Here is a 21,970-nt window from a genome sequence, read left to right as displayed (position 1 = left end):
CCAACTACAATTTAATTCATAGCATGACTCCCAATTATAAAATAGCAAATCGAGTTTTAGTGCTGCTTTTTATCGCCTTAAGTGGTTTTACTTATTCGCAAAAGAGGAATGCGAACCAGCTTAAAAAGGAAATAAAGGAACTGAAGAATACTAGTGATTTTGTGCCAGAAGATAAGCACTATATAAATCTTTTACTAGAGCTTGCCTATTGGTTAAAATACTCCCAAACAGATACTGTTAAGTTCTTAGCCATTAAAACCTTAGATCTAAGCGAAAAAATAAATTATGAAAAAGGTAAGGTCCAATCATTTCTAAATTTTGGTTATTATGAATTATTTAATGGTAATTCTGACAAAGCAATCTATTATTACTATAAAAATTTAGACAATTCAGTTATAAGTAATTATCCTTCTTTGGCCATTGAAGCTTACAATGGTATTGCCCAAGCACATTACATAAAAGCAGAATACCCGGCTGCCTATACAAATTTTCTCAAATCATTGGAAATAGCAGAAAAAATTAATGATTTAGAAATGGTGATTCAGATGAACACCAATCTAGGAACGATGTTCTCCTTATTACAGGACTATGATGATGCCTTGATTTATTATACTGAGGCGCAAGCCAAATTTAATAGTGATACGTCAAAACTCACCAAGGTTTTTTTATATGTTAATTTGGGATATTTATACTCAAAAACAGAGGAACACGAAAAAGCAATTGATTATTTGACCCAAAGCGTGGTAATTTCAGAAAAACAAGAAGCTGTAAAAGTTTTAGCTTTCGCATACCTTACGCTAGGAGAAGTATATAACCAAACAAAGGAATATAAAAAAGCAATATTATATTTTGATAAAGCAAATTCCGTTCATAAAACTATAAATGACAAAAAAGGAGAAGCGGACCTTTACTACGCTACCGGCATGTCACATTTTAATCTGAATGAGCTCATAATAGCAGAAAATTATTACACTAAAAGTTTAGAACTCTACACCTCATTCTCTTTAAAAACTGGTATGGAAAAATGTTATAAAGCCTTATACCATCTAAACAAGAAAAAAGGTTTTGCTACTGAATCACTGCACAATTTAGAGTTAGCACAAAAAATTAGTTATTCTGTAGAAAAGGAAAAAAAGAAACGGGACATCTCAATGTTAAAGACCAAAATATCCTTTGAAAAAAGCAGAGCAGAAATTACAGTCCAAAATCAGATAAAAGTAGCTAATCAAAAGAAATACGTTCAATGGATTACAACGGGCCTACTAGGCACAATAGTTCTGACTTTCCTTATCTTTCATATGAATAGGACTAAAAGGAAATTAAATAAAGAACTAACTTTACAGACCATGGTCCTTTCCAACAAACAGGAAGAGCTTAATATTATCAACAAGAATCAAGATAAACTCTTTTCAATAGTTGGCCATGATTTAAGAGGCCCTATTCTTTCCCTTAAGGAATTATTAGGAACTGCATTGGAAAAAGATACGGAAATTCAAAACTTTTATACTTTTGGCCCCAAGCTAAAAAAGGATGTAGATCATATTCATTTTACCTTAGATAACTTACTAAACTGGGGACTTACCCAAATGAAAGGAGATGTTACTAACCCGGTAAGTATAGCCGTAAAAGAAGCTTTATTGGAAAGTGAATCTTTCTTTAGAGAAGCTTTGGGAAAAAAAAATATCACAGTAAAAAATCACGTACCTGATAATTTGACGCTTACGGTCGACTTCAATCATTTTATTGTTATTTTTCGAAATTTACTTAGTAATGCTATTAAGTTTACGCCTGAAAATGGAAAGCTATTTATCGATTCGTATACGGAAAACAACACGACTACGATAAATATAAAAGATACTGGAATAGGGATGTCTAAAGAGGTTATGGATAAAATCAACCATAATACGGAGCACTATACTACTTTAGGAACTAATAATGAGCATGGTACTGGTTTAGGTCTTATTTTATGTAAAGCACTTATTAAGAAAAATAAAGGTCACATAAGTATTAAGAGTAAACAGGAACAAGGCTGTCTTTTATCAATTCATTTTGTTGCGGATAAAACCAAAACTTGATGTAAAACTTTTATTTTAATCATGTATTAAACCAATAATCTAAATCACTTATATTTCTTAACCAAAAAATATAATCTTCGACAAAATACACGATTTATTAGCTGAAACACACATAAATAGGTATTTCACAACATATTTTAGTTCTCCATTCAAACATCTGTTAGTTTTAGGTTTCGTTAACCAAAGAAGATAATGTTTAGTAAGGTCTATTATTCCGTTACAAAGGGTCCGCTAACCAAAGTAAAAACACTTTGCGTTTTAATCCTATTTTGTTACACCGCATCTTCATTTGGTCAGACCAATGCTACGAAGGATATTCTAGTGAAAATTACTGTGTTAAAATCACAAGAGAATTTTTCAGAAATAGACAGCACATATATCAACACTTTGTTAGAATTAGCAGAAGAACAGCGCTTCTACAACTCAGATAGTCTTTATATCCTAGCTAATCAAGCCTTACAATTAGGTAAAAAATCGAACTATAAATCTGGACAGTCTAGAGCGTATACGAAACTGGGTAATTATTATTCTGATAGTGGACAATACGATAAAGGAATTCATAATTTAGAAAATGCTTATAAACTAGCCAACGAAATAGATGATTCATCTTTAAGATTGTGGATAACAAACGACTTGGCTGGCGAATACGGGTATAAAGGAGATTATGCTAAGGCTTTAAAACTATACCTAGAGGGTATAGAACTGGCGGACGTAATAGGTAATAGGGATATGCAATCTATTCTAAATGAAAATATTGCAGACCTTTATGTTACTCAAAACGATTTTGAACAGGCGATGAAGTTTTTTAAAAAAGTAAAAAAAATCAACGCGGAAATCGGAAATCCAGTTTTCATGGCTGAGACCTTAAGCAATATGGCATCAGTCTATGCCGATATGGGTGAGTTGGATGTAGCCATGTTTAACGTAAACGGTAGTATCCGTGTTTTTGAAAAGGAAAAGATAATGGATTGGTTAGCTTATGCCTATGAAATAAAAGGCAAGGTCTATCTAAAACAACAAAACTATGATTGGGCGTTGTACTGGTATAAACAAAGCGAGCTTATACACATAAATCTTGAGGATGACCGATCAGAAATCGCCCTATTAAACGGTATGGCAGAAGCGAGTTTAGGTGCCAAAAATGATAGTATTTCGCAAGTGTATGCAAACAAGGCTCTAAATCTATCCATAAAATTAGACTATATTTCCGGGACTAAGGACTGTGCTAAAATTTTATATGTCATATACAAAAATAAGGGAGATTATAAAAAATCTTTATATTTCCATGAGTTGTTCCAGCGATTGTCCGATACCTTGTCTAGAAGCGATAATCAAAAAAGCTTAACACTTTTAAAAACTAAATTTGAATACGACCAACAGAAAGAACAGCTTATCCTCGAAAACAATAAGGCCTTAGCCAAGCAAAAGATATATGTTTATGCATCTTTGATTGTTCTCCTAATATTCCTGTGTATCACCTTTCTTGTGAGAAGAAACGAAAAAACACAAAAAAAGCTAAATAAGAAATTATTGTCTAAACAGGCAGATTTAGAACAAAGTGAAGTTCACTTAAGAGAAGTAAATCAAACCAAGAACAAGCTATTTTCGATTATTGGGCATGATTTAAGAGGACCCATTGGAGCATTCCAAGGATTGATAAAACTCTTTAAGGAAGGCGAAATGAGCAAAGAAGAATTTCTAGGTTTTGTTCCAAAACTTAAAACTGATATAGATAATATCGCATTTACCTTAAATAATTTACTTTCTTGGGGTCAGACTCAAATGAACGGATCTACAACTTCTCCAGGTATTACATCTTTAGCGCTTATTGTAGAAGAAAATATAGGCTTGCATTCCGAAATTGCCGCTTGTAAATCTATTACCCTTATTAACACAATAGCACCTAACACTATCACCTATTCCGACAGCAATCAAATCGATATTGTGATTAGGAATTTATTGAGCAATGCGCTCAAATTCACATCTAAAAAAGGCATAATAACCATTGGTGCTATACAAAAATCCCAGTACTGGGAAGTATGTATTCGTGATACTGGTATAGGTATGAACGAAGAAACTTTAGGAAAAATTTTCGACAAAGATTCTACGCATACCACATACGGAACTAATGATGAAAAAGGAACAGGTATAGGTTTGTCTCTCTGTAAAGAAATGGTAGAGAAGAACAATGGTATTATTTGGGCAGATAGTACTGTAAATAAAGGGTCTAGTTTTTATTTTACGATTCCTAAAGCTAAAAAAGAATTTAAGCGAAGTGCTTAAATTATACTACTTAAACGATCAATAGCTATTAATCGCTCTACAGTAAATCCCTCAGCATAATCCTTTCCTACCAGTCTGCCCATATCTTGAGCCCTGTATTTTACACTTTCGATAAAGGTTTTGCTACTAATAGGCGTTTCTGGTTCTTTACTATTTGGATCATGGAACTGAGAGCCATAAGCTAAAATAGCAGCTACTTTTTTATCCATAAAACCACTAATATCCAACACAAAATCTGGTGTTATATTTTTCCATTGAATATAGTGATAGACCAATTTAGGTCTCCACGGATCTTGATTTTTTCCATCAAGTTGCGTATCTATTTTTATTAGTCCACTTAGAAAACATGCGTCACTTACTAATTTACTCCCTTTTCCATGATCGATATGGCGGTCTTCAATGGCATTACACAACACGATGTCTGGTCGATATCTTCGAATCATTTTTATGATTTCCAATTGATGTGTTTCATCATTTATAAAGAAACCATCTCTAAAGCCAAGGTTTTCCCGAACGGTTACCTTTAGTATTGCAGCAGCTGCATTGGCTTCTTTATCTCGCAGCTCCGCAGAACCACGGGTACCTAGTTCACCACGTGTTAAATCTATAATTCCAACTTTTTTCCCGTTAGCTACTTCCTTTGCAATGGTTCCGCCCGCGCCAAGCTCTGCATCATCTGGATGGGCACCAAATACTAGTATATCTAATTTTATCATTATACCTCCTCGGATTAAATTGGGTGTCGTTAGATTATAAAACCTATTAATTTGCTGTTATTGAAGTTGAAACCTTAACATCGGCTATTGCCTGTTCTATATCTTCAATTAAATCAGCTACTTCTTCTATACCTACAGAAAAACGAATAAGTCCGTCCCTTATCCCCTGCTCTGCTCTAACCTCAGCACTCATTAAGGCATGAGACGTCTGTGTTGGTGACAAAAGCGTGCTTTCCACACCTGCCAAACTCATAGAGGATTTTATAAGTTTAAGGGATTTTTGAAATTTTGAAGCATCTACGTAAGGTTTAAGCTCGAAGGAAAGCATCCCACCAAACCCTCTCATTTGGCGTTTTGCTAATTCATAATCTTTATGAGAAGGCAAACCTGGGTAATACACCGCATCTATATCGGCATGACCAAACAAATAGGTAGCCATGGCTAAGGCATTTTCGTTCTGTGCCCGCACGCGAATACCCATGGTTTTAATACTACGCTCTAAAAGCCAAACCGTATAATCGCTTAAACTTCCTCCAAAATTTTTAGCAAGCTGAAAAATACGGTCCATATACACTTTGCTTGAAGCTACAGCCCCTGCACATATGTCAGAATGACCACCCATGTACTTCGTTGCGCTGTGAATAACAATATCAATACCAAAATCGATTGGGTTCTGGTTCACTGGACTAGCGAACGTATTGTCTATCATGGATACAATATTGTGCTTTTTCGCAATTGCCGAAACACCCGCAATATCTGTAATCGTAAGCAAGGGATTAGAAGGAGTTTCTACGTATATTACTTTTGTATTTTCTTTAATTTTCGCTTCAAAATCTTTGGGTTCCCAACCTTGTGTAAACGTATATTCAATACCGTATTTTGAAAATTCCTCAGTGACTAAGTTATACGTCCCGCCATACAAGGTCTGTTGTAAGACTACATGATCTCCAGCTCTAAGAAAGGCCATCAGCGCTGTGCTTACCGCAGCCATACCACTACCAAATATAAGAGCAGACTCTGCATGTTCTAACGCTGCTATTTTTTTGCAAAGCCCTTCTTGGTTTGGGGTATTAAAATACCTGGGATATCTTTTCACATCTACATCATCAAAAGCGTAAGACGTACTCATATACAATGGAGAAACTGCGCCTTTGTGTTGTTTATCTTCCAATTCCCCAACATGGGTACAAACTGTGTTTAAGCCTTGTTTATTTAGTGACATACTTCTAGTTCTTTAAGTTTAATAATACAAAAAATAATCTTTTATTTAGCGTAATATACTTTATACCTCCAGTAACTTAATCCCCCGAGTGCCAGAACTCCGGCGATTGTATAGTAGATAAAAGTAGGCGTGATTACTTGTGCCCCACTAGCATAGCTATGAAGACCTACCAAGTAAAAATTAACACCAAAATAGGTCATCATAATACTACCGAAAGTAACAACACTTAAGAAATTGAAAGTCCACTTGTTTCTAAGTCCAGGCACCAATCGCGTGTGAATTACAAAGGCATAGAGCATAATAGATATCAAGGCCCAAGTTTCTTTTGGATCCCAACCCCAATAACGTCCCCAACTTTCGTTTGCCCACTGTCCGCCCAAGAAGTTACCGATGGTAAGCATTATAAGGCCCACTGTAAGCGCCAATTCATTTATTATAGTAAGCTCCCGAATGTTAATTTCCATTCGCTCCCTGTTTTTAGCATTGGTAAGGACCATTAAAACAAGGCATACGATACCAAGAATCATACCTACGGTAAGCGGTCCATAACTCCCTACGATTACGGCAACGTGAATCATAAGCCAATAGCTATCCAAAACTGGAACTAAATTAGCAATTGAAGGGTCTACCCAACTTTGGTGTGCAATCCATAACAGCATTGCAGTTACAAAGGCAGAGGCGGCAATAGTCATATTACTTTTTCTACCAAAAGCCAGACCCATTCCCATCGTGGCCCAAGAAACATATAAAATACTTTCATAAGCATCACTCCATGGAGCATGACCCGAAATATACCATCTTAGAATCAAACCAGCGGTATGCCAGAGAAAAAATAAAATTATGACCCCTTTGAAAAAATAGACTCCTACTTTCCAAAGTTCACGATCTTTAAAAATTTGAAATATTAATATAAGGAACATTAAAATCCCAACAACGGCATAATATTTATAAAGTTTATTGAAAATATCTAGCTTGTTATACAATACTTCTGTCTCTATTCTAGAGTCTGAAGGCAGCACTTCGCTACCGTGGTTTTGTTGGTTTTTATTAAAAGCCGCCAACAATTTATCGGCTTCGGTATAATCTCCGGTTTGTTGTGCCTTTCCTAAGGTCATTAAATAATAAGGCATTGCATTTTTGACGAAATTCGCGTATAACGAATCTGAAATTTGATATTGCCCTCCTCTGTATTCAACCGCGGAAACCCACTTATTATTTTCATCGTCCAATAATGGAAAAATCTTTAAGATTTGCTGTCCCAAAGCTTGATTTAAAAGGCTTAATCGAATATTAGCATCCTTGAAATCCTTTTCAAATTTATTTGGATTATTTGTTGCCGTAGCTTCACGAAGAAAGGGTTGTAGCTTATAATTTCCTTTATCGTCAAAAAAATCGGTCGCTTTTACATACTTTTTACCCATGGGTATACCCACGATTTTCCGAATACTATCATTCTGCGCTTTTTTATCCAGCGCAATGAATTCGGCATTGTACCATATGGCGGGATTCATCATCATGGACAGCATCACTTGATCAGAATCAAGACCCAAAAAGCTATTCTTTAGACTTAATTTACGCAACAACTCTGAAGAAAAAGTATGGATAGGCTTCATACGCCCACCTTCATCCTGTATGACTAGTTTTCCAAATTTATCAGCATGCTCCTTGCTTACCATAGTAGCCTTTATCAGGGAATCTACTTGTTTTTGTGTGGGCGCATTCGTACTCGTAGTTGTATCCGAATGACCATGGCCATCACCGGTAGAATGCTCTTGTGCACTCATTGGAAACGAGCATACAATAAGTAGCAGCAGTGTAGTTATTATTGTTTTCTTCTTTTTCTTTACTTTTTCCAAGGAAGTGGCCAAGCCTTTAAAACGGGTTTTACCGAAGAACATAATACCCATCAATCCCATGTATAAAAGAAAATAACCCACATAGGTAATCCAAGTACCCCAAAAGTCGTGGTTAACGGACAATGTGGTGCCTTTTTCATCTGGATCAAACCCAGATTGGAAGAAACGATACCCTTTGTGGTCTAAAACGTGGTTCATATAAACATCGTAATCAAATGCACGTTCGTCCTTTACCGTTATTCTACTCATAAAAGAAGCGTAAGCACTTTCCGTACCTGGATATTTTTCCGCAATGAAGTCGTTCAATTGTATACCAAATGGTAGTTCGTATACTTTAGAACCATATCGAAGAGAAAAGTCCAGCCCTTCTATAGTTACCTTATCAGAGAACTTAGTACTTCCTTTACCTCCCAAAACTTTTACCTCTTTTGATTTTCCATTAGAGGTAACTGTCATAATCATGGCATCCATGTCTACCTCTGTTTTTTCGCTCTCCGAAATTTCAACAACACCGTAGGTACCTCGTACCAAAGAATCGGGTATCACGAACTGCATATTTGCCGTATTGTAGAGTGAACGTAGCTGTAATGGCTGTATGGTGTCCTTTATCAATTGGCCTTGAAACTGATCTGCCATCCGCATAAAACTACCTTCAAAGGGTGATTTTATTTGGTAACCAGTAGCATTGGTTATAATATTTATAGCACCGTCTGTAGGTTTGTTAAGCGCAAACAAAACACCATGGATACTCGTAATTTTATTGTTCTCTAAGTAATGTTCGTGGCGTTGCCCATCACCAGCTTCAACTATCTTTAGATAGGGATTGCCATTTTCATCAGGGATAAGTCCCTCTTTTGCTCCTTCAATAAAACCAGTATATGCTACGGTAAACGATTGACCGTTAAAATCAGCATCCCAAGGCAGATTGGACTGTATATCCTCTGCAGTAACAATTAACTTATCTTCCAGAATTTTTCTTCTAGGTTCTCCTTCAATTTCACCGTCTATATGGGCTGTAAAATAGGTCTTGTCGGAATAAAACACCTTTTCGGTCTCTCCTTCTCGAATAGGCATCATTCCCTCAAAACTTATGTAGCGGGTAACAAAAGCACCTACTATAATCAATATCCAAGAGGCATGCAGCAACAGAACAGGCCATTTTTCTTTTCGTAACAGACGATACCTAAAAATATTGCCTGTAAAGTTTATGACAAAAAATACCATAATCACTTCAAACCATGTGGCGTTATAAATCCAGATACGCGCTGTTTCTGTACTGTACCAACTTTCTATAAAAGTACCGAAGGCCATGGCAGTTGCAAAGGCAATAAAAAGAACGGCCATTAAACGGGTAGAAAAAAATATTTTTTTAAACAAATCTGTCATAGGCAAAGGACATTGGTTTTTGTCTGCAAAAATAAGCTCTTTTTGGCGTTTTAAGGTTGGATAAACTCATATAAAGACTAAACAACACTGTTAATTTTAATATAAAACCAATGCCGTATTTCTTTGTATTTTTGAGCCATGATATCCATAACAATTCTTGGTACTGGTAATGTAGCTCAAAACTTGTTCGAAGCCTTTTTACTTGCGGATGGTGTTGAAGTCTTACAAGTTGTGGGACGAGCTGCAGATAGGATGGAATTTTTTAAGCATAGAACGACCTTGGTAACTTATGAAGAGAAACTTGATCCTACGGACATTTATATTATTGCAGTCACAGACGACGCTATTCGTGAGGTAAGCGATAAAATAGTAACATCGGGTTTGGTCGTACATACCTCTGGCGCAGTTGGGATATCCATGTTAGAAACCCATGAAAGACAGGGTGTGTTTTATCCGATACAGACTTTTACAAAAGGAAGAATATTGGACTTTTTCAAGATTCCATTATGTATTGAAGCGACCAATGAAAACGACTTAAAACTTCTGCATCGTTTAGGCTCAAGTATAAGTTCCAATGTTGTGCCAATCGCTTCTGATAAAAGGAGAGCACTACATGTTTCAGCTGTCTTCGTAAATAATTTCACTAATTATATGTACACGATTGGCGCGGAACTTTGCAAAGAAAATCAGCTTGATTTTTCATTATTAAAACCTTTAATTAACGAAACAGTAGAAAAACTTGATTTCTTAGATTCTTTTGTAGCGCAAACTGGACCTGCTCGAAGAGGTGATTTACAAACCTTACATACACACCTAAGCCAGTTGAAATCAAAAAAGCATAGAGAAATATACACCCTTTTAAGCAATAGTATTAAAGCTACTTATCCGATTAAAAAAGATAAGTCCTAACTACTATTTCAAACTTTTAAAGACTAAATAAATTCAAATAATGGATAAGAGTTACAAAAAATTTCTAAAGGATATAACGACATTTGTTTTTGATGTAGATGGTGTTTTTACAGACGGTAGTGTTTTGGTAGATAATTCAGGAGAACTACTACGAACAATGAATGTAAAGGACGGATACGCATTAAAAACTGCACTTACCAAGGGGTATAAGGTATGTATTATTACAGGTGGAACGAACGAGGGTGTGCGAAAACGATTAATGGGTTTAGGGGTTACCGACATCTATATGGGTTCTCATTTTAAGATTGAAACATTGAATGATTACCTAGATATCCATAAAATCGATTTGAAGAATATCCTATATATGGGAGATGATATTCCAGATATTCCTCCAATGCAAGTGGTAGGCTTGGCTACCTGTCCGCAAGACGCCGTACCGGAGGTGAAAGCTGTAAGCACTTACATTTCTCATAAGGTTGGAGGCACAGGTTGTGTACGGGATGTTATAGAGCAAGTGCTTAAAGTACGCGGAGACTGGATGACTCATTTTAGTGCTACAAACGACTGATGATGCTACAGAATATACTTGCCGAGCACACTATTATTTTAGCTTCTAGCTCCCCTAGGAGGAAAAAATTCTTTGAAGAAATGGAGCTGAATTTTGAAATTAGGCTAAAGCCTGTTGAAGAAATTTATCCTGTTACTTTGAAAGGTGCCGAAATCTCCAACTATCTAGCCGCGTTAAAAGCGACGCCGTTCAAAGAAGATTTACAACCGAAGGAGATTTTAATCACCTCAGATACTGTGGTTTGGCATAATAACCTTTCAGTAGCAAAGGCAGCATCAGCCCCGGAAGCACAAGAAATGTTAAAAAGCCTTTCTGGGGATTGGCACGAGGTAATTACATCGGTTTGTTTTACTACAACAGAAACACAATTTACAAAGCATAAGATTACCCAAGTAAAGTTCAAGGCATTAACCGATTCGGAAATAAAGCATTATGTTGCCAAATACGAACCTTTTGACAAAGCGGGTGCCTATGGAATCCAAGAATGGATAGGGCTTATAGGTATTGAGGAAATCAAGGGATCTTACACCAATGTCGTTGGTTTGCCTACACAATTGGTCTATGAAACGTTAATGCGCATGGCAAATTCTTAGATTTTACCTAATTTTAAGAAAAAAGTACACACTATGTTTAAAAAATGGTTGACATTTAAACTAGCTATAGTAGTATTGGCTAGTGCACCTGCCCTATTTACTTCTTGTAATGAAAAATTGGAAACAAATAGTAAAGAACTGACCGCCATAAGCGAGACAGAAACAAAAAAGCCAAAAAAAAGCCTATCCCAGGAGTTTAAGGACTATTGGTACACAGGTAAGGCAGAAATTACCTCATATACGTTGGAACAAGCCAGATACGGCGAAATTAGGGAAGGGAAAGCTGTGAAAATATTTGTTACTGAACCTTTTTTAAATACGAAACAAGTAAAGGCAGATGGTAGCAATCCGGATAATATTCCAGTATTAAAGTTAAACGCTACAAAAAACTATCTCACAGGTATTTACCCCTATTCTATAATGACCAGTAGTTTTTATCCTGTGCATGACAATACGCATGCTATTAAAGTTGCATTTTCCTCGCAGGAATGGTGTGGTCAAGTATATGCGCAACTCAATAACAGAAAAGAATTTCAAATTAGATCACATTCCTACTTTGAAACCGAAGCAGATGAGGATATTATTTTAGATAAATCAAATTTAGAAGATGAAATTTGGAATAGGGTTCGCATAGACCCAATGGGGTTGCCTATTGGGGAATTTAATATGATTCCGTCTTTGGAATTTATAAGATTAACACATAAAGATTTAAGAGCATACAAAGCAAAGGCTAACCTGACGACAGAAAACGGCCTTAGCACTTATGAAATTAGCTACCCAGGGTTAAGCAGAACATTAGCCATTACCTTTACAGCAGTCTTCCCATTTTCAATTGAAAGCTGGTCAGATTCCTCTAAAAGTGGTTATGGCGTAAATGCACAGACCTTGACCTCCAAAGGAACTAAAATAGCCCGTTTAAAAACACCTTATTGGAAACAAAATGGGAATAAGGATTTATATTTGCGCGATAGTTTAGGATTATAATTGATGAGAGATTTTATTACCACCCACCAAAACCAATTACTATCGAGTATCGTAATTTTAGTTTTAGTCCTTATCCTTAAAGTTGCCCTTAGTGCCGCAGCCAGGAAAGTGGGTAAACTGGGGGACTTTAATCCTGTTAGGACTAACCTTATTGTTAAGTACATATCCATAGCTCTTAGCGTAACTGCTGTGGCTGCGTTAACCCTTGTGTGGGGTGTAGATTATAAAGATCTTGGGGTTCTTCTTTCTTCGGTTTTTGCCGTTATAGGGGTCGCTCTTTTTGCCCAGTGGTCAATTTTAAGTAATATAACCGCTGGCGTTATCATATTTTTCTCCTTTCCATTTAAAATAGGGAACACTATCCGTATTTTGGACAAAGAGCTTACCGGCGCTGAACGTTCAGAATTAGAGGTATTGGTTATCGAAGACATCCGTGCCTTTCATCTACATTTAAGAAAAACGAACGGTGAAATCCTTACCTATCCAAATAATCTAGTTTTGCAAAAGGGGGTTGTGCTAATTGCTACCTATCAAGAAGACAATCAAATGGATACTGCGGGAGAACTTTAGTTTGTTAAAGAAGTTGTAAAAACCTAACCTCAAGTTTTAATCTTGTTATATTTGAATCAGACTAAAACCAACACCATGCGCCATATTTGGGTCTTTTTGGGCTGTAGCCTTTTTTTATTGAACATACTAACAGCACAAACTCCAAAAAAAAGTACCCCTTCGGATATTTATCACGCCGTTCAAAAGCTTAACTTTTTAGGCACTGCGCTCTATATTGCAGCACATCCCGATGATGAAAACACCCGTTTAATTTCTTATTTATCTAACAATGTGCATGCCAGAACAGGATATCTTTCGCTGACAAGAGGCGATGGTGGGCAAAATTTAATAGGTCCGGAGCTACGAGAACTACTAGGCGTACTTAGAACGCAAGAATTACTAGCTGCCAGAAGAATAGATGGTGGCGAGCAATTTTTCACCAGAGCCAATGATTTCGGTTACTCCAAACACCCTAAGGAAACACTAGAAATATGGAATAAAGAAGCAATTTTAGGGGATGTAGTGACTAAAATAAGAGAATTTAAGCCCGATGTGATTATCAATAGGTTTGACCACAGGAGCCCTGGCAGCACACATGGCCACCACACCTCGTCTGCTATGCTAAGCTTGGAGGCGTTTGACCTTGCCAACGATCCCACTGCCTTTTCCGACCGCTTGAATGAAACGGAAATCTGGCAACCCAGACGCTTATTTTTCAATACGTCTTGGTGGTTTTACGGAAGCGAAGAAGCATTTGAAAAAGCAGACAAATCCAACATGATAAACATGGATGTAGGGACATATTACCCAATCCTAGGCCTATCCAACAATGAAATAGCAGCATTGGCTAGCAGTCAGCACTTATGCCAAGGCTTTGGGAGATTAAGCTCAAGAGGTAGTCAACCGGAGTATGTAGAATTGCTTAAAGGTGACTTACCTAAAACTAAAACTGATTTGTTCGATGGTATCGATACGTCATGGAACAGGATTGCTGGTGGTGATAAAATTGCAGCGCTATTAATTCCAATAGAGAAAAATTTCAATTTTAAGCAAGCCCATATACATTTACCTCAATTGGTTAAAGCTTATACTCTTTTGCAAGAAGTAAAGGATGAGCATTGGAAAGCACTAAAGAGCAGTGAGTTAAAGAGTATCATTACCGCTGTTTCTGGGCTACATTTAGAGGCTTTTACCACGGCGGCTTATGCCAATCCAGGAGAATCAGTTTCACTTGATATCGAAATGGTAAATAGAAGTCCAGCAAACATAAATTTAAAATCAGTTCGAGTAGCAAATAAAGATGGGCTGTTGAAACCTATTCGATTGGAAGAAAATATAGTAGTAAAACAGAAATTCGAATTCACAATACCTCAGGAAACTAATTATACAAGCCCTTACTGGTTAATCGAAAAAGGAAGCTTGGGAACCTACGAAGTGGCCGACATGCAGCTGATTGGAAAACCAGAAACACCAAAGGCTTTTCATGCAGTATTTGAACTGGAGCTTGATGGTATAATTATCCCTATCAGTATGCCAATAGTTTATAAATACGCCAAACCGGACAAAGGAGAAATTTACCAGCCTTTTGAAATTGTGCCTGAAGCCACCGCAAGTTTTGATGATAAGGTGATTATCTTTTCCGATGATACACCAAAAGAAATACCGGTAACTATTAAGGCTCATGCAGACAATCTATCGGGAACGGTCCAGTTCTGCTTTAACCAAGCCTGGAAGGTAGACCAAGACACAAAACCCTTCCGTATAGCTAAAAAAGGAGATGAACAAACCATCTATTTCACTTTGAGTCCGCCTGCTATTGAAAATGAAAGTTATATCTCTCCTATCGTTCGTGTTAATGGAAAAACGATAACCAAGGAATTGGTGACCATCGATTACGACCATGTTCCTATGCAAACTATTCTCTTACCGTCCGAGGCAAAAACGGTTCGTTTGGATATTAAAAAGGCAGGAGAACATATTGGTTATATTATGGGTGCAGGAGATGAAATGCCCACCAGTTTAGAGCAAATGGGATATATTGTTCATATTATTAATCCAGCAAACATTACGGATAACTCTCTTCGTAAATATGACGCCATTGTGCTTGGGATTAGGGCGTACAATGTATTGGAGGAATTAAAATTCAAACAACGGTTTATTCTTGATTATGTGAAGCAAGGTGGGAATGTAATCGTACAATACAATACCGCTAACAGGTGGGGAAATCAATTTGAGAACATTGCACCTTACGAATTAGAAATTTCAAGGGATAGAGTAACCAATGAGGATTCTGAAGTACGTATTTTGGCCATTGATCATCCTCTAGTTACTTTTCCTAATAAGATTACGCCTTCTGATTTTGAAGGCTGGGTTCAGGAACGAGGTCTTTATTTTCCAGACAAATGGGGCCCAGAGTTTACCCCTATTTTAAGTATGAATGACGAAGGGGAAACCCAAAAAAACGGAAGTTTACTTGTGGCACCTTACGGAAAAGGAAACTATATTTACACAGGACTCAGCTTTTTTAGAGAATTACCTGCTGGGGTTCCAGGAGCATATAAACTGTTTTCGAATATGTTATCTATAGGGAAAGAAACCCTTGAACAAAAAGAAAAGATAAAAGGATGAGTGAAGAGCAGGATGAAAACAAAACTTGGAAAAAGGAGTATTCTATAGTGCTCGCATTAAATCTAATTTACGTCTTGGTTTTTGCGTATATAATGTCATCATTTACCTAAAATGGGAATACTAGATTGGACAATTCTTTGTAGCACATTACTATTCATTGTAGTCTATGGTGTTTGGAAGACCAGGGGAAGCAAAAACGTAAACGATTACGTAAGGGGCGGCAAAGAAGCACAGTGGTGGACCATAGGGCTATCTGTTATGGCTACGCAAGCTAGTGCCATTACTTTTCTTTCTACACCAGGACAAGCTTTTCATGATGGTATGGGCTTTGTACAGTTTTATTTTGGACTGCCTTTGGCCATGATCATCATTTGTTTGGTATTTGTTCCGCTGTACCATAAGATGAAGGTGTACACTGCCTATGAGTTTCTAGAAGGAAGGTTTGATTTAAAGACACGGTCTTTGGCCGCAATTTTATTTTTAATTCAAAGAGGACTTGCTGCGGGTATCACCATTTTTGCGCCTTCCATAATACTTTCTGCTGTGCTTGGGTGGGATTTAAGAACCCTTAACGTCATCATTGGAACTTTAGTAATTATCTACACCGTATCCGGTGGAACAAAAGCGGTAAGTGTTACGCAAAAACAACAGATGCTCATTATTATGACCGGGATGTTCATCACCTTCTTTTTTATTCTAGGCTACTTACCTGCGGACATTTCATTCAGCAAGGCATTAAAGATTGCAGGAGCCAGTAATAAATTGGAAATACTAGACTTTAGCATGGATACCAAAAGTAGGTACACATTTTGGAGTGGCATCACAGGTGGTTTATTCTTAGCATTGGCCTATTTTGGCACAGACCAAAGTCAGGTACAACGGTATTTGTCTGGAAAGACCGTTAGAGAAAGTCAATTGGGACTGGTCTTCAACGGTATCTTTAAAATCCCGATGCAATTTTTCATTCTTCTCGTAGGCGTAATGGTTTTTGTTTTCTATCAATATAACCCCTCTCCTTTAAACTTTAATCCGGCTGCAACGCAAACCGTAATGGAATCAGAGTTTGCAGATGATTACAAATTGTTACAAGAAGGCCAAGTAGCCTTAGAGGCAGAAAAACGAATCGCACAAAACAACTTTTCGGCGGCCTTAGAAATCAAAGAATATGCTGCTGTTAAGGAGGCAAAGGCGCAAATTATCAGAATCAACAGAAAAGACAGCACCAACAGAGCGATAGCAAAAACAATTATTAAACAGGCGGACAACTCCGCGGAAACGAATGATAAGGATTATGTATTCATACACTTTATCCTAAATAACCTTCCTAAAGGACTCATCGGCCTTTTACTAGCAGTTATTTTATCAGCAGCAATGTCTTCGACGGCTTCGGAGCTAAACGCGCTGGGCACAATTACAGCTTTGGACCTATACAAACGAAATCATATCAAGGAAGAAACTGATCAGCACTACGTAAAGGCTTCCAAGTGGTTCACCTTAGCCTGGGGTATTGTGGCGATTGCTATAGCGAATGTGGCCAATCTTTTCGATAATCTTATCCAACTTGTCAATATCATAGGTAGTATCTTTTATGGAAATGTACTAGGTATATTCCTATTGGCTTTCTTTTTTAAATTTGTGAAAGGTAACGCCGTATTCTTTGCAGCGGTCTTAACACAGATTTTAGTGTGTGTAGTGTACTATAACCTAATACATATACATCCCGCAGGCGAGGAAAAACTTGGCTACTTATGGTTGAATTTTATTGGAGCTGCAATGGTAATCTCTTTTGCGTTTATTTTTGAAGCATTTGATCGAATGCTAAGAAGACCTTTAGCGATGAATTAGTAATTATCAACGAGCATGCGACCGCAACCAATAGTAACATAGAAACCAATAGTTAGTACTAAGCTGCAGTTTTAACTTAAACGCCGTGCAGCTATCATTTTTATTACATGAGGGTTCACTTTGGGGTCTTAAGGCAAGTTGACTTTTTTTAAATAAGAGTTTACTTTGTATACTGACCTCTGTTATAAAAATTTAAGCATACATGCGCGATGATAAAATCTGAAGTTAAAGCCTTCTTTATAAAAAAATATAAAAACAAGCCCATTCTGGTAAAAGCGCCAGGTCGTGTGAATCTGATTGGGGAACATACAGATTATAATTTGGGTTATGTTTTACCTGCATCTATAGAAAAAGGAATCTATTTTGCAGCTCAAAAAAATAATACAAGCAGCATCAAAATTGAAACGTTCCTCACGCAACCTGAGCAAATTATCTTTGCGTTGGATAGTTCTCACCAACCTTTCACTTCCTTTTGGGGTACGTATTTTAAAGCAATTCTAGAAATTCTTTTCGAAAAAAATTATCCGCTCATAGGTTTCGATTGTGTGTTTGGGGGAGATATTCCTATTGGTGCAGGACTCTCTTCCTCCGCCGCCTTATGCTGTGGATTCATTCACGCCCTTGCCGAACTAGGTGATTTTGAAATAGCCAGAAAAGATATTGCTTTAATTGCTCAAAGGGCCGAGCATAAGATTGGTCTTAACTGCGGTATTATGGATCAATATGCCGTTCTGTTTGGTAAAAAGGGCAACGCGTTATTTTTAGACTGTAAAGATTTAAGCCATGAGTATGTGCCCATTAATTTTAAGGGCTATAGTTGGGTACTCATTAATAGTAACATAACGCATAACTTGGCACTAGATACAGAATACAACAAAAGACGAAACTCCTGTGAGTTAGTTGTTGGAAAAGTTACCAAGTTCAAAAATAATGTGCATTCCTTACGGGATATAAGTTTTGAAGATTTGAAAAAAATAAAAGGCCTTGTTTCCCCTACGGACTATAAACGTGCAGGATATATTTTGGCAGAGAATGCACGTGTGATACGGATGATGGATGCTTTAGAAAAAGGGGATGCTAAACAGAGTGGCGCTATTCTCCTAGAAGGACATCAAGCTATGTCTACCGAGTATGAAATAACAACGAACGAATTAGATTTACTGGTAAGCACAGGACAACACCTTGGAGGTGTTATGGGGTCTAGAATGATGGGGGGCGGTTTTGGAGGATGTACTATAAACCTAATAAAAACAGCGCTAATGGAAACACATAGTAAGGCTATACTAGCTACATACAAAAAGGAAACGGGAATAGATGCCGAAGTCTATCACCTAAAAATCGATGATGGGGTACGTACGTTAGCCGATTAAAATAAAGTAATCCTTCAAAAAATAATCGAGCGGAAACAAAAACTATAACCCTAAGGTAAATAGCTAATTGAATCCGCTCGATTTAGTGTTACTAACTATAAAGCCTGTCGGCTAACTATTAGTTTATTCAAACTGAAGTTTACATAGCTCCCCATTCTTTCAGGGAATCCATATTCATTTTAACGTAATCATCATTGCCAGCTTCTTTGGATGCTTCCAAAGATTTTTTAGCTATGGCGATAGCACCTTTCTGGTCTCCAGCTTTAGCTAAAATCAAAGATTGTTGTCTTAATTGCCAAAAGGCTGGTTTTTCGGTCATTGCCATTGCCTTATCCATCCACTCTTTTGCTTTACCAATATCTTTACCTTCAGCAGAAAAATAGGTTGCGGCAGCATAATAATCTCCTGCACCAGGACCACCAAGCGCACTATCAATACTTTTCATAACAGCAGCATCAGTAAGCACTCCTATAGGAATAGCTACGTACGTATTTTCCCATATAATTCCTAGATTGGCACCATTATTTGTGATATCATCTATTGTAATTGTGAAGGTTTCTACCGACATATCTATTGGCCATACAGGAACGGTTGCTTTGGCTGCAATTTTACTTTCTTCCCAATTGCGTGGTGTACCACTACCTTCCGTATCCGTATAAAAGAAAACTTCCCATGCTTTAGCACCAGGCTTTGTGAAAATGGAATATGTACCGGCTTTCACATCGCTACCTGCAATTGTAACATCTGAATCAAAACTAACAGTCGTGTACGCATTGGCTGCCGTTCTCCACAGTTTATCAAAAGGCACAAGCTCTCCGAATATTTTTCTTCCTTTCATAGAAGGTCTTGAATAATCGATTACAACTTCCGTTAAACCAACAGTTTGTATCAATTTTGAAGCCGGACTAGCGGCAGGCGTGTTAATTTGAGCTTTTAAAGAAAATGAAGCTACAATCGCTAATAAAAATAAGATTATTTTATTCATGGTTTTTGTTTTAAGTGTCAACAAATCTAAATATAAAGAGATGTTGCTCTTGTTAACAAAGTCATAAATAAATGACTAGGAATTGAAAAGGCCGCATTTTCTTAAATTACATTATGGCTCTATTCTACTAAACGAAATACTGGCTAGGTTACTGCTTAATATACTGCAAATGCTTTGGAGCGCATAGAATTGTCAAAATAAACTACGAAGTAATAAATAGCGGCAGCAATATGCTGTGAGACAACACCTTCTTTTTCAACGTTTGTGGCAAAGTGTTCCCAAACGGTTTTCCCATTTATATCATAAATTCGGGTGCCGTTTATATTGTTTTCTGAGTTGATAACATATCGAATCTCACCGGTCCCTAAGGCATTGAAAATGAGGAGTTCTTCCTCATCTTCCTTTGGTAGAGGATTTGGTTCTATTTCCGGTGCAGGTTCAGGCTCGGGTTGCACCTCTTCCCCTTTCGAAAATTTAAAAAGTCGCGATAGTGATGTAATATTCGGCGATTGTCTCGTAAAGAGCTCAGAGGAAATAAAGTAGTTCCCCAATCCGTCATTGGTAACGCCTTCTACTTGCGCCAATCCTATTTCTATTAGTACTGCTGCAAATTCATCAGGAAAAATAGTGGTCGCTGTTATGGAATATATTCTAGCGAAAGGTATTAAAAAGTTGGAATAGCCCAACACCAGTAAGGTACCATCCGTGGCGTCATAATCTGCGTCAGTAACAAGCCCTATATTTGCTACAGCATCTCGTCTTGTTGCGATGTGACTACCAAGCATTTTCGGCACTGCATAGGCGATTGAGCCTTCACTTTTCCATTGCTTGGTAAGAATAATGAACTCGTCTTCCAAAACAAAAAAAGCTTCTGCGTCCCAATCACTGTTTCCTGTATCTGTAAAATCAGTTTGATCTTCGTAAGAAAAGGAAATAGCTTCTGCAGTTGCGGTATCATTATCCAAATAATCCGCCTTTGCTACTCTGTATATGGTTAAGTCTTGTCGTGTTCCTAGATTATTTCCAAAATCCCCAACATAAATATAATCCTCATCTTGGCTAATAGCCTCCCAATCTGTATTGGTGGCGTTGGTTATGGTTACGGTTCGAGTAATTTCTCTTGATACCGTGTCTATTTCAAATAGTGCTGCGGCACCACCAGAGTCATTATGGGTAATGATATGATTATTGTAAAATAGGAGTCCGGAAGTTTCAGAAACGTCTTGCGGCAACTCTCCAAGATCTGCTATGGGTCCTTGCGCCAGTGTAGCCCTAGTAATAAACAGAACAAAAATGCCTAGTATAATTCTCATGAGGTACTTTTATATAGCGTGTTAAATTACAAAATAAGCAATGCCTTGAAAGCTTAAATTAGTTTAACTATTGATAATACCGATGAAAAACAGCTCAATACATCAAAACATAAATCATTTTAATTTTGTTTAACGAATTAAATTTTTGACTCAACAATAATGCGTCTATCTTTGTTAAAAATACCTGGATGAAACTATACCAACTGCATGCCAAACAATCTTTTCCAATTTCTAGGCAACAAGCATGGGATTTTTTGTCGAGTCCTAAAAATTTGCAGGAAATTACACCTAAGCATATGGGATTTACCATTCTATCGGGTGCTGACAAACCTATGTACGCCGGTCAAATCATTCAATATAAAGTTTCCCCACTTCCAGGATATACCACAAAATGGGTCACCGAAATCACACATGTGAAGCAAGGCGAATATTTTGTGGACGAACAACGTTTTGGGCCTTATGCGCTGTGGCATCACAAGCATTTTATCAATGAAGTAGATGGCGGAGTAGAAATGGAAGATATTATTGATTATAAAATTCCATTTGGCATATTCGGACAAATAGCACACCCCATAATTGTAAAGAAACAGTTGAGTCAAATATTTGAGTACAGAGAGCACCAGTTAATTGAACGTTTTGGTAGCATACCAGGTTCAGAAAAAGAAATTCACTTTAAATCATTTTAAGT

Annotated in this window: 16 protein-coding genes; 11 read left to right on the top strand and 5 right to left on the bottom strand. The window is 37.2% G+C overall.

All coding sequences use genetic code 11. The features are described 5' to 3' along the window. Window positions 1-23: 23 nt before the first annotated feature. Together Q360_RS0103635 and Q360_RS22200 are read left to right on the top strand one after the other, a co-directional pair. Window positions 24-2,075: a tetratricopeptide repeat-containing sensor histidine kinase gene (locus Q360_RS0103635; RefSeq protein WP_027075877.1), complete on the top strand. Its 2,052-nt coding sequence runs from the start codon at window positions 24-26 to the stop codon at window positions 2,073-2,075. A 192-nt stretch (window positions 2,076-2,267) separates the two neighbouring features. Continuing rightward, window positions 2,268-4,358 carry an ATP-binding protein gene (locus Q360_RS22200; protein ID WP_084273349.1) on the top strand — a complete coding sequence of 697 codons (2,091 nt, stop codon included), beginning with the start codon at window positions 2,268-2,270 and terminating at the stop codon, window positions 4,356-4,358. Here Q360_RS22200 and bshB1 read toward each other — a convergent pair. Genes bshB1 through ccsA form a run of 3 tightly spaced genes read right to left on the bottom strand, consistent with a single transcriptional unit; the run spans window position 4,355 to window position 9,538 of the window. Then, on the bottom strand, window positions 4,355-5,071 hold the full coding sequence (gene bshB1 / locus Q360_RS0103625; protein ID WP_027075876.1) for a bacillithiol biosynthesis deacetylase BshB1: 717 nt from the start codon (window positions 5,069-5,071) through the stop codon (window positions 4,355-4,357). The two genes, Q360_RS22200 and bshB1, sit on opposite strands and share 4 nt — an antisense overlap. A gap of 49 nt (window positions 5,072-5,120) precedes the next feature. Next, window positions 5,121-6,296: a trans-sulfuration enzyme family protein gene (locus Q360_RS0103620; protein ID WP_027075875.1), complete on the bottom strand. Its 1,176-nt coding sequence runs from the start codon at window positions 6,294-6,296 to the stop codon at window positions 5,121-5,123. A gap of 41 nt (window positions 6,297-6,337) precedes the next feature. After that, window positions 6,338-9,538 carry a cytochrome c biogenesis protein gene (ccsA, locus tag Q360_RS0103615; protein WP_027075874.1) on the bottom strand — a complete coding sequence of 1,067 codons (3,201 nt, stop codon included), beginning with the start codon at window positions 9,536-9,538 and terminating at the stop codon, window positions 6,338-6,340. Window positions 9,539-9,676: 138 nt separating this feature from the next. Between ccsA and Q360_RS0103610 the strand changes: the two genes are divergently transcribed. From Q360_RS0103610 to galK, 8 genes are all read left to right on the top strand, one after another. After that, window positions 9,677-10,447 carry a Rossmann-like and DUF2520 domain-containing protein gene (locus Q360_RS0103610; protein ID WP_027075873.1) on the top strand — a complete coding sequence of 257 codons (771 nt, stop codon included), beginning with the start codon at window positions 9,677-9,679 and terminating at the stop codon, window positions 10,445-10,447. Between the two features lie 40 nt (window positions 10,448-10,487). Further along, on the top strand, window positions 10,488-11,015 hold the full coding sequence (locus tag Q360_RS0103605) for a KdsC family phosphatase (protein ID WP_027075872.1): 528 nt from the start codon (window positions 10,488-10,490) through the stop codon (window positions 11,013-11,015). A gap of 2 nt (window positions 11,016-11,017) precedes the next feature. Beyond that, window positions 11,018-11,608 (top strand): Maf family nucleotide pyrophosphatase, encoded by a 591-nt coding sequence (locus Q360_RS0103600; protein ID WP_027075871.1) that lies wholly within the window; start codon window positions 11,018-11,020, stop codon window positions 11,606-11,608. 33 nt (window positions 11,609-11,641) lie between these two features. Beyond that, window positions 11,642-12,592 (top strand): hypothetical protein, encoded by a 951-nt coding sequence (locus Q360_RS0103595; protein ID WP_036194998.1) that lies wholly within the window; start codon window positions 11,642-11,644, stop codon window positions 12,590-12,592. Between the two features lie 3 nt (window positions 12,593-12,595). After that, complete coding sequence (locus Q360_RS0103590) at window positions 12,596-13,162, top strand: mechanosensitive ion channel domain-containing protein (RefSeq protein ID WP_027075869.1); 567 nt, start codon at window positions 12,596-12,598, stop codon at window positions 13,160-13,162. Window positions 13,163-13,237: 75 nt separating this feature from the next. Further along, window positions 13,238-15,769, top strand: coding sequence for a PIG-L family deacetylase (locus Q360_RS0103585; RefSeq protein WP_027075868.1), 2,532 nt, complete (start codon window positions 13,238-13,240; stop codon window positions 15,767-15,769). A gap of 111 nt (window positions 15,770-15,880) precedes the next feature. Further along, window positions 15,881-17,614: a sodium:solute symporter gene (locus Q360_RS0103580; RefSeq protein WP_027075867.1), complete on the top strand. Its 1,734-nt coding sequence runs from the start codon at window positions 15,881-15,883 to the stop codon at window positions 17,612-17,614. Between the two features lie 209 nt (window positions 17,615-17,823). After that, a complete protein-coding gene (gene galK / locus Q360_RS0103575; protein WP_027075866.1) occupies window positions 17,824-18,984 on the top strand; it encodes a galactokinase in 1,161 nt (386 codons plus the stop codon). A gap of 139 nt (window positions 18,985-19,123) precedes the next feature. On the opposite strand, the gene Q360_RS0103570 is transcribed toward galK, so the two are convergent. Both Q360_RS0103570 and Q360_RS24395 read right to left on the bottom strand, forming a co-directional pair. After that, entirely contained in the window at window positions 19,124-19,969 is an 846-nt protein-coding gene (locus Q360_RS0103570) for a DUF2911 domain-containing protein (protein WP_027075865.1), read from the bottom strand. 155 nt (window positions 19,970-20,124) lie between these two features. After that, window positions 20,125-21,282 carry a hypothetical protein gene (locus Q360_RS24395; RefSeq protein ID WP_051554552.1) on the bottom strand — a complete coding sequence of 386 codons (1,158 nt, stop codon included), beginning with the start codon at window positions 21,280-21,282 and terminating at the stop codon, window positions 20,125-20,127. Between the two features lie 188 nt (window positions 21,283-21,470). On the opposite strand from Q360_RS24395, the gene Q360_RS0103560 reads away from it, so the two are divergent. After that, a complete protein-coding gene (locus tag Q360_RS0103560; protein WP_027075864.1) occupies window positions 21,471-21,968 on the top strand; it encodes an SRPBCC family protein in 498 nt (165 codons plus the stop codon). Window positions 21,969-21,970 lie beyond the last annotated feature (2 nt).

Origin of the sequence: Maribacter antarcticus DSM 21422 (assembly GCF_000621125.1) — a bacterium.
Classification (GTDB): Bacteria; Bacteroidota; Bacteroidia; order Flavobacteriales; family Flavobacteriaceae; genus Maribacter; species Maribacter antarcticus.
This window is presented reverse-complemented; position numbering and strand designations above follow the sequence as displayed.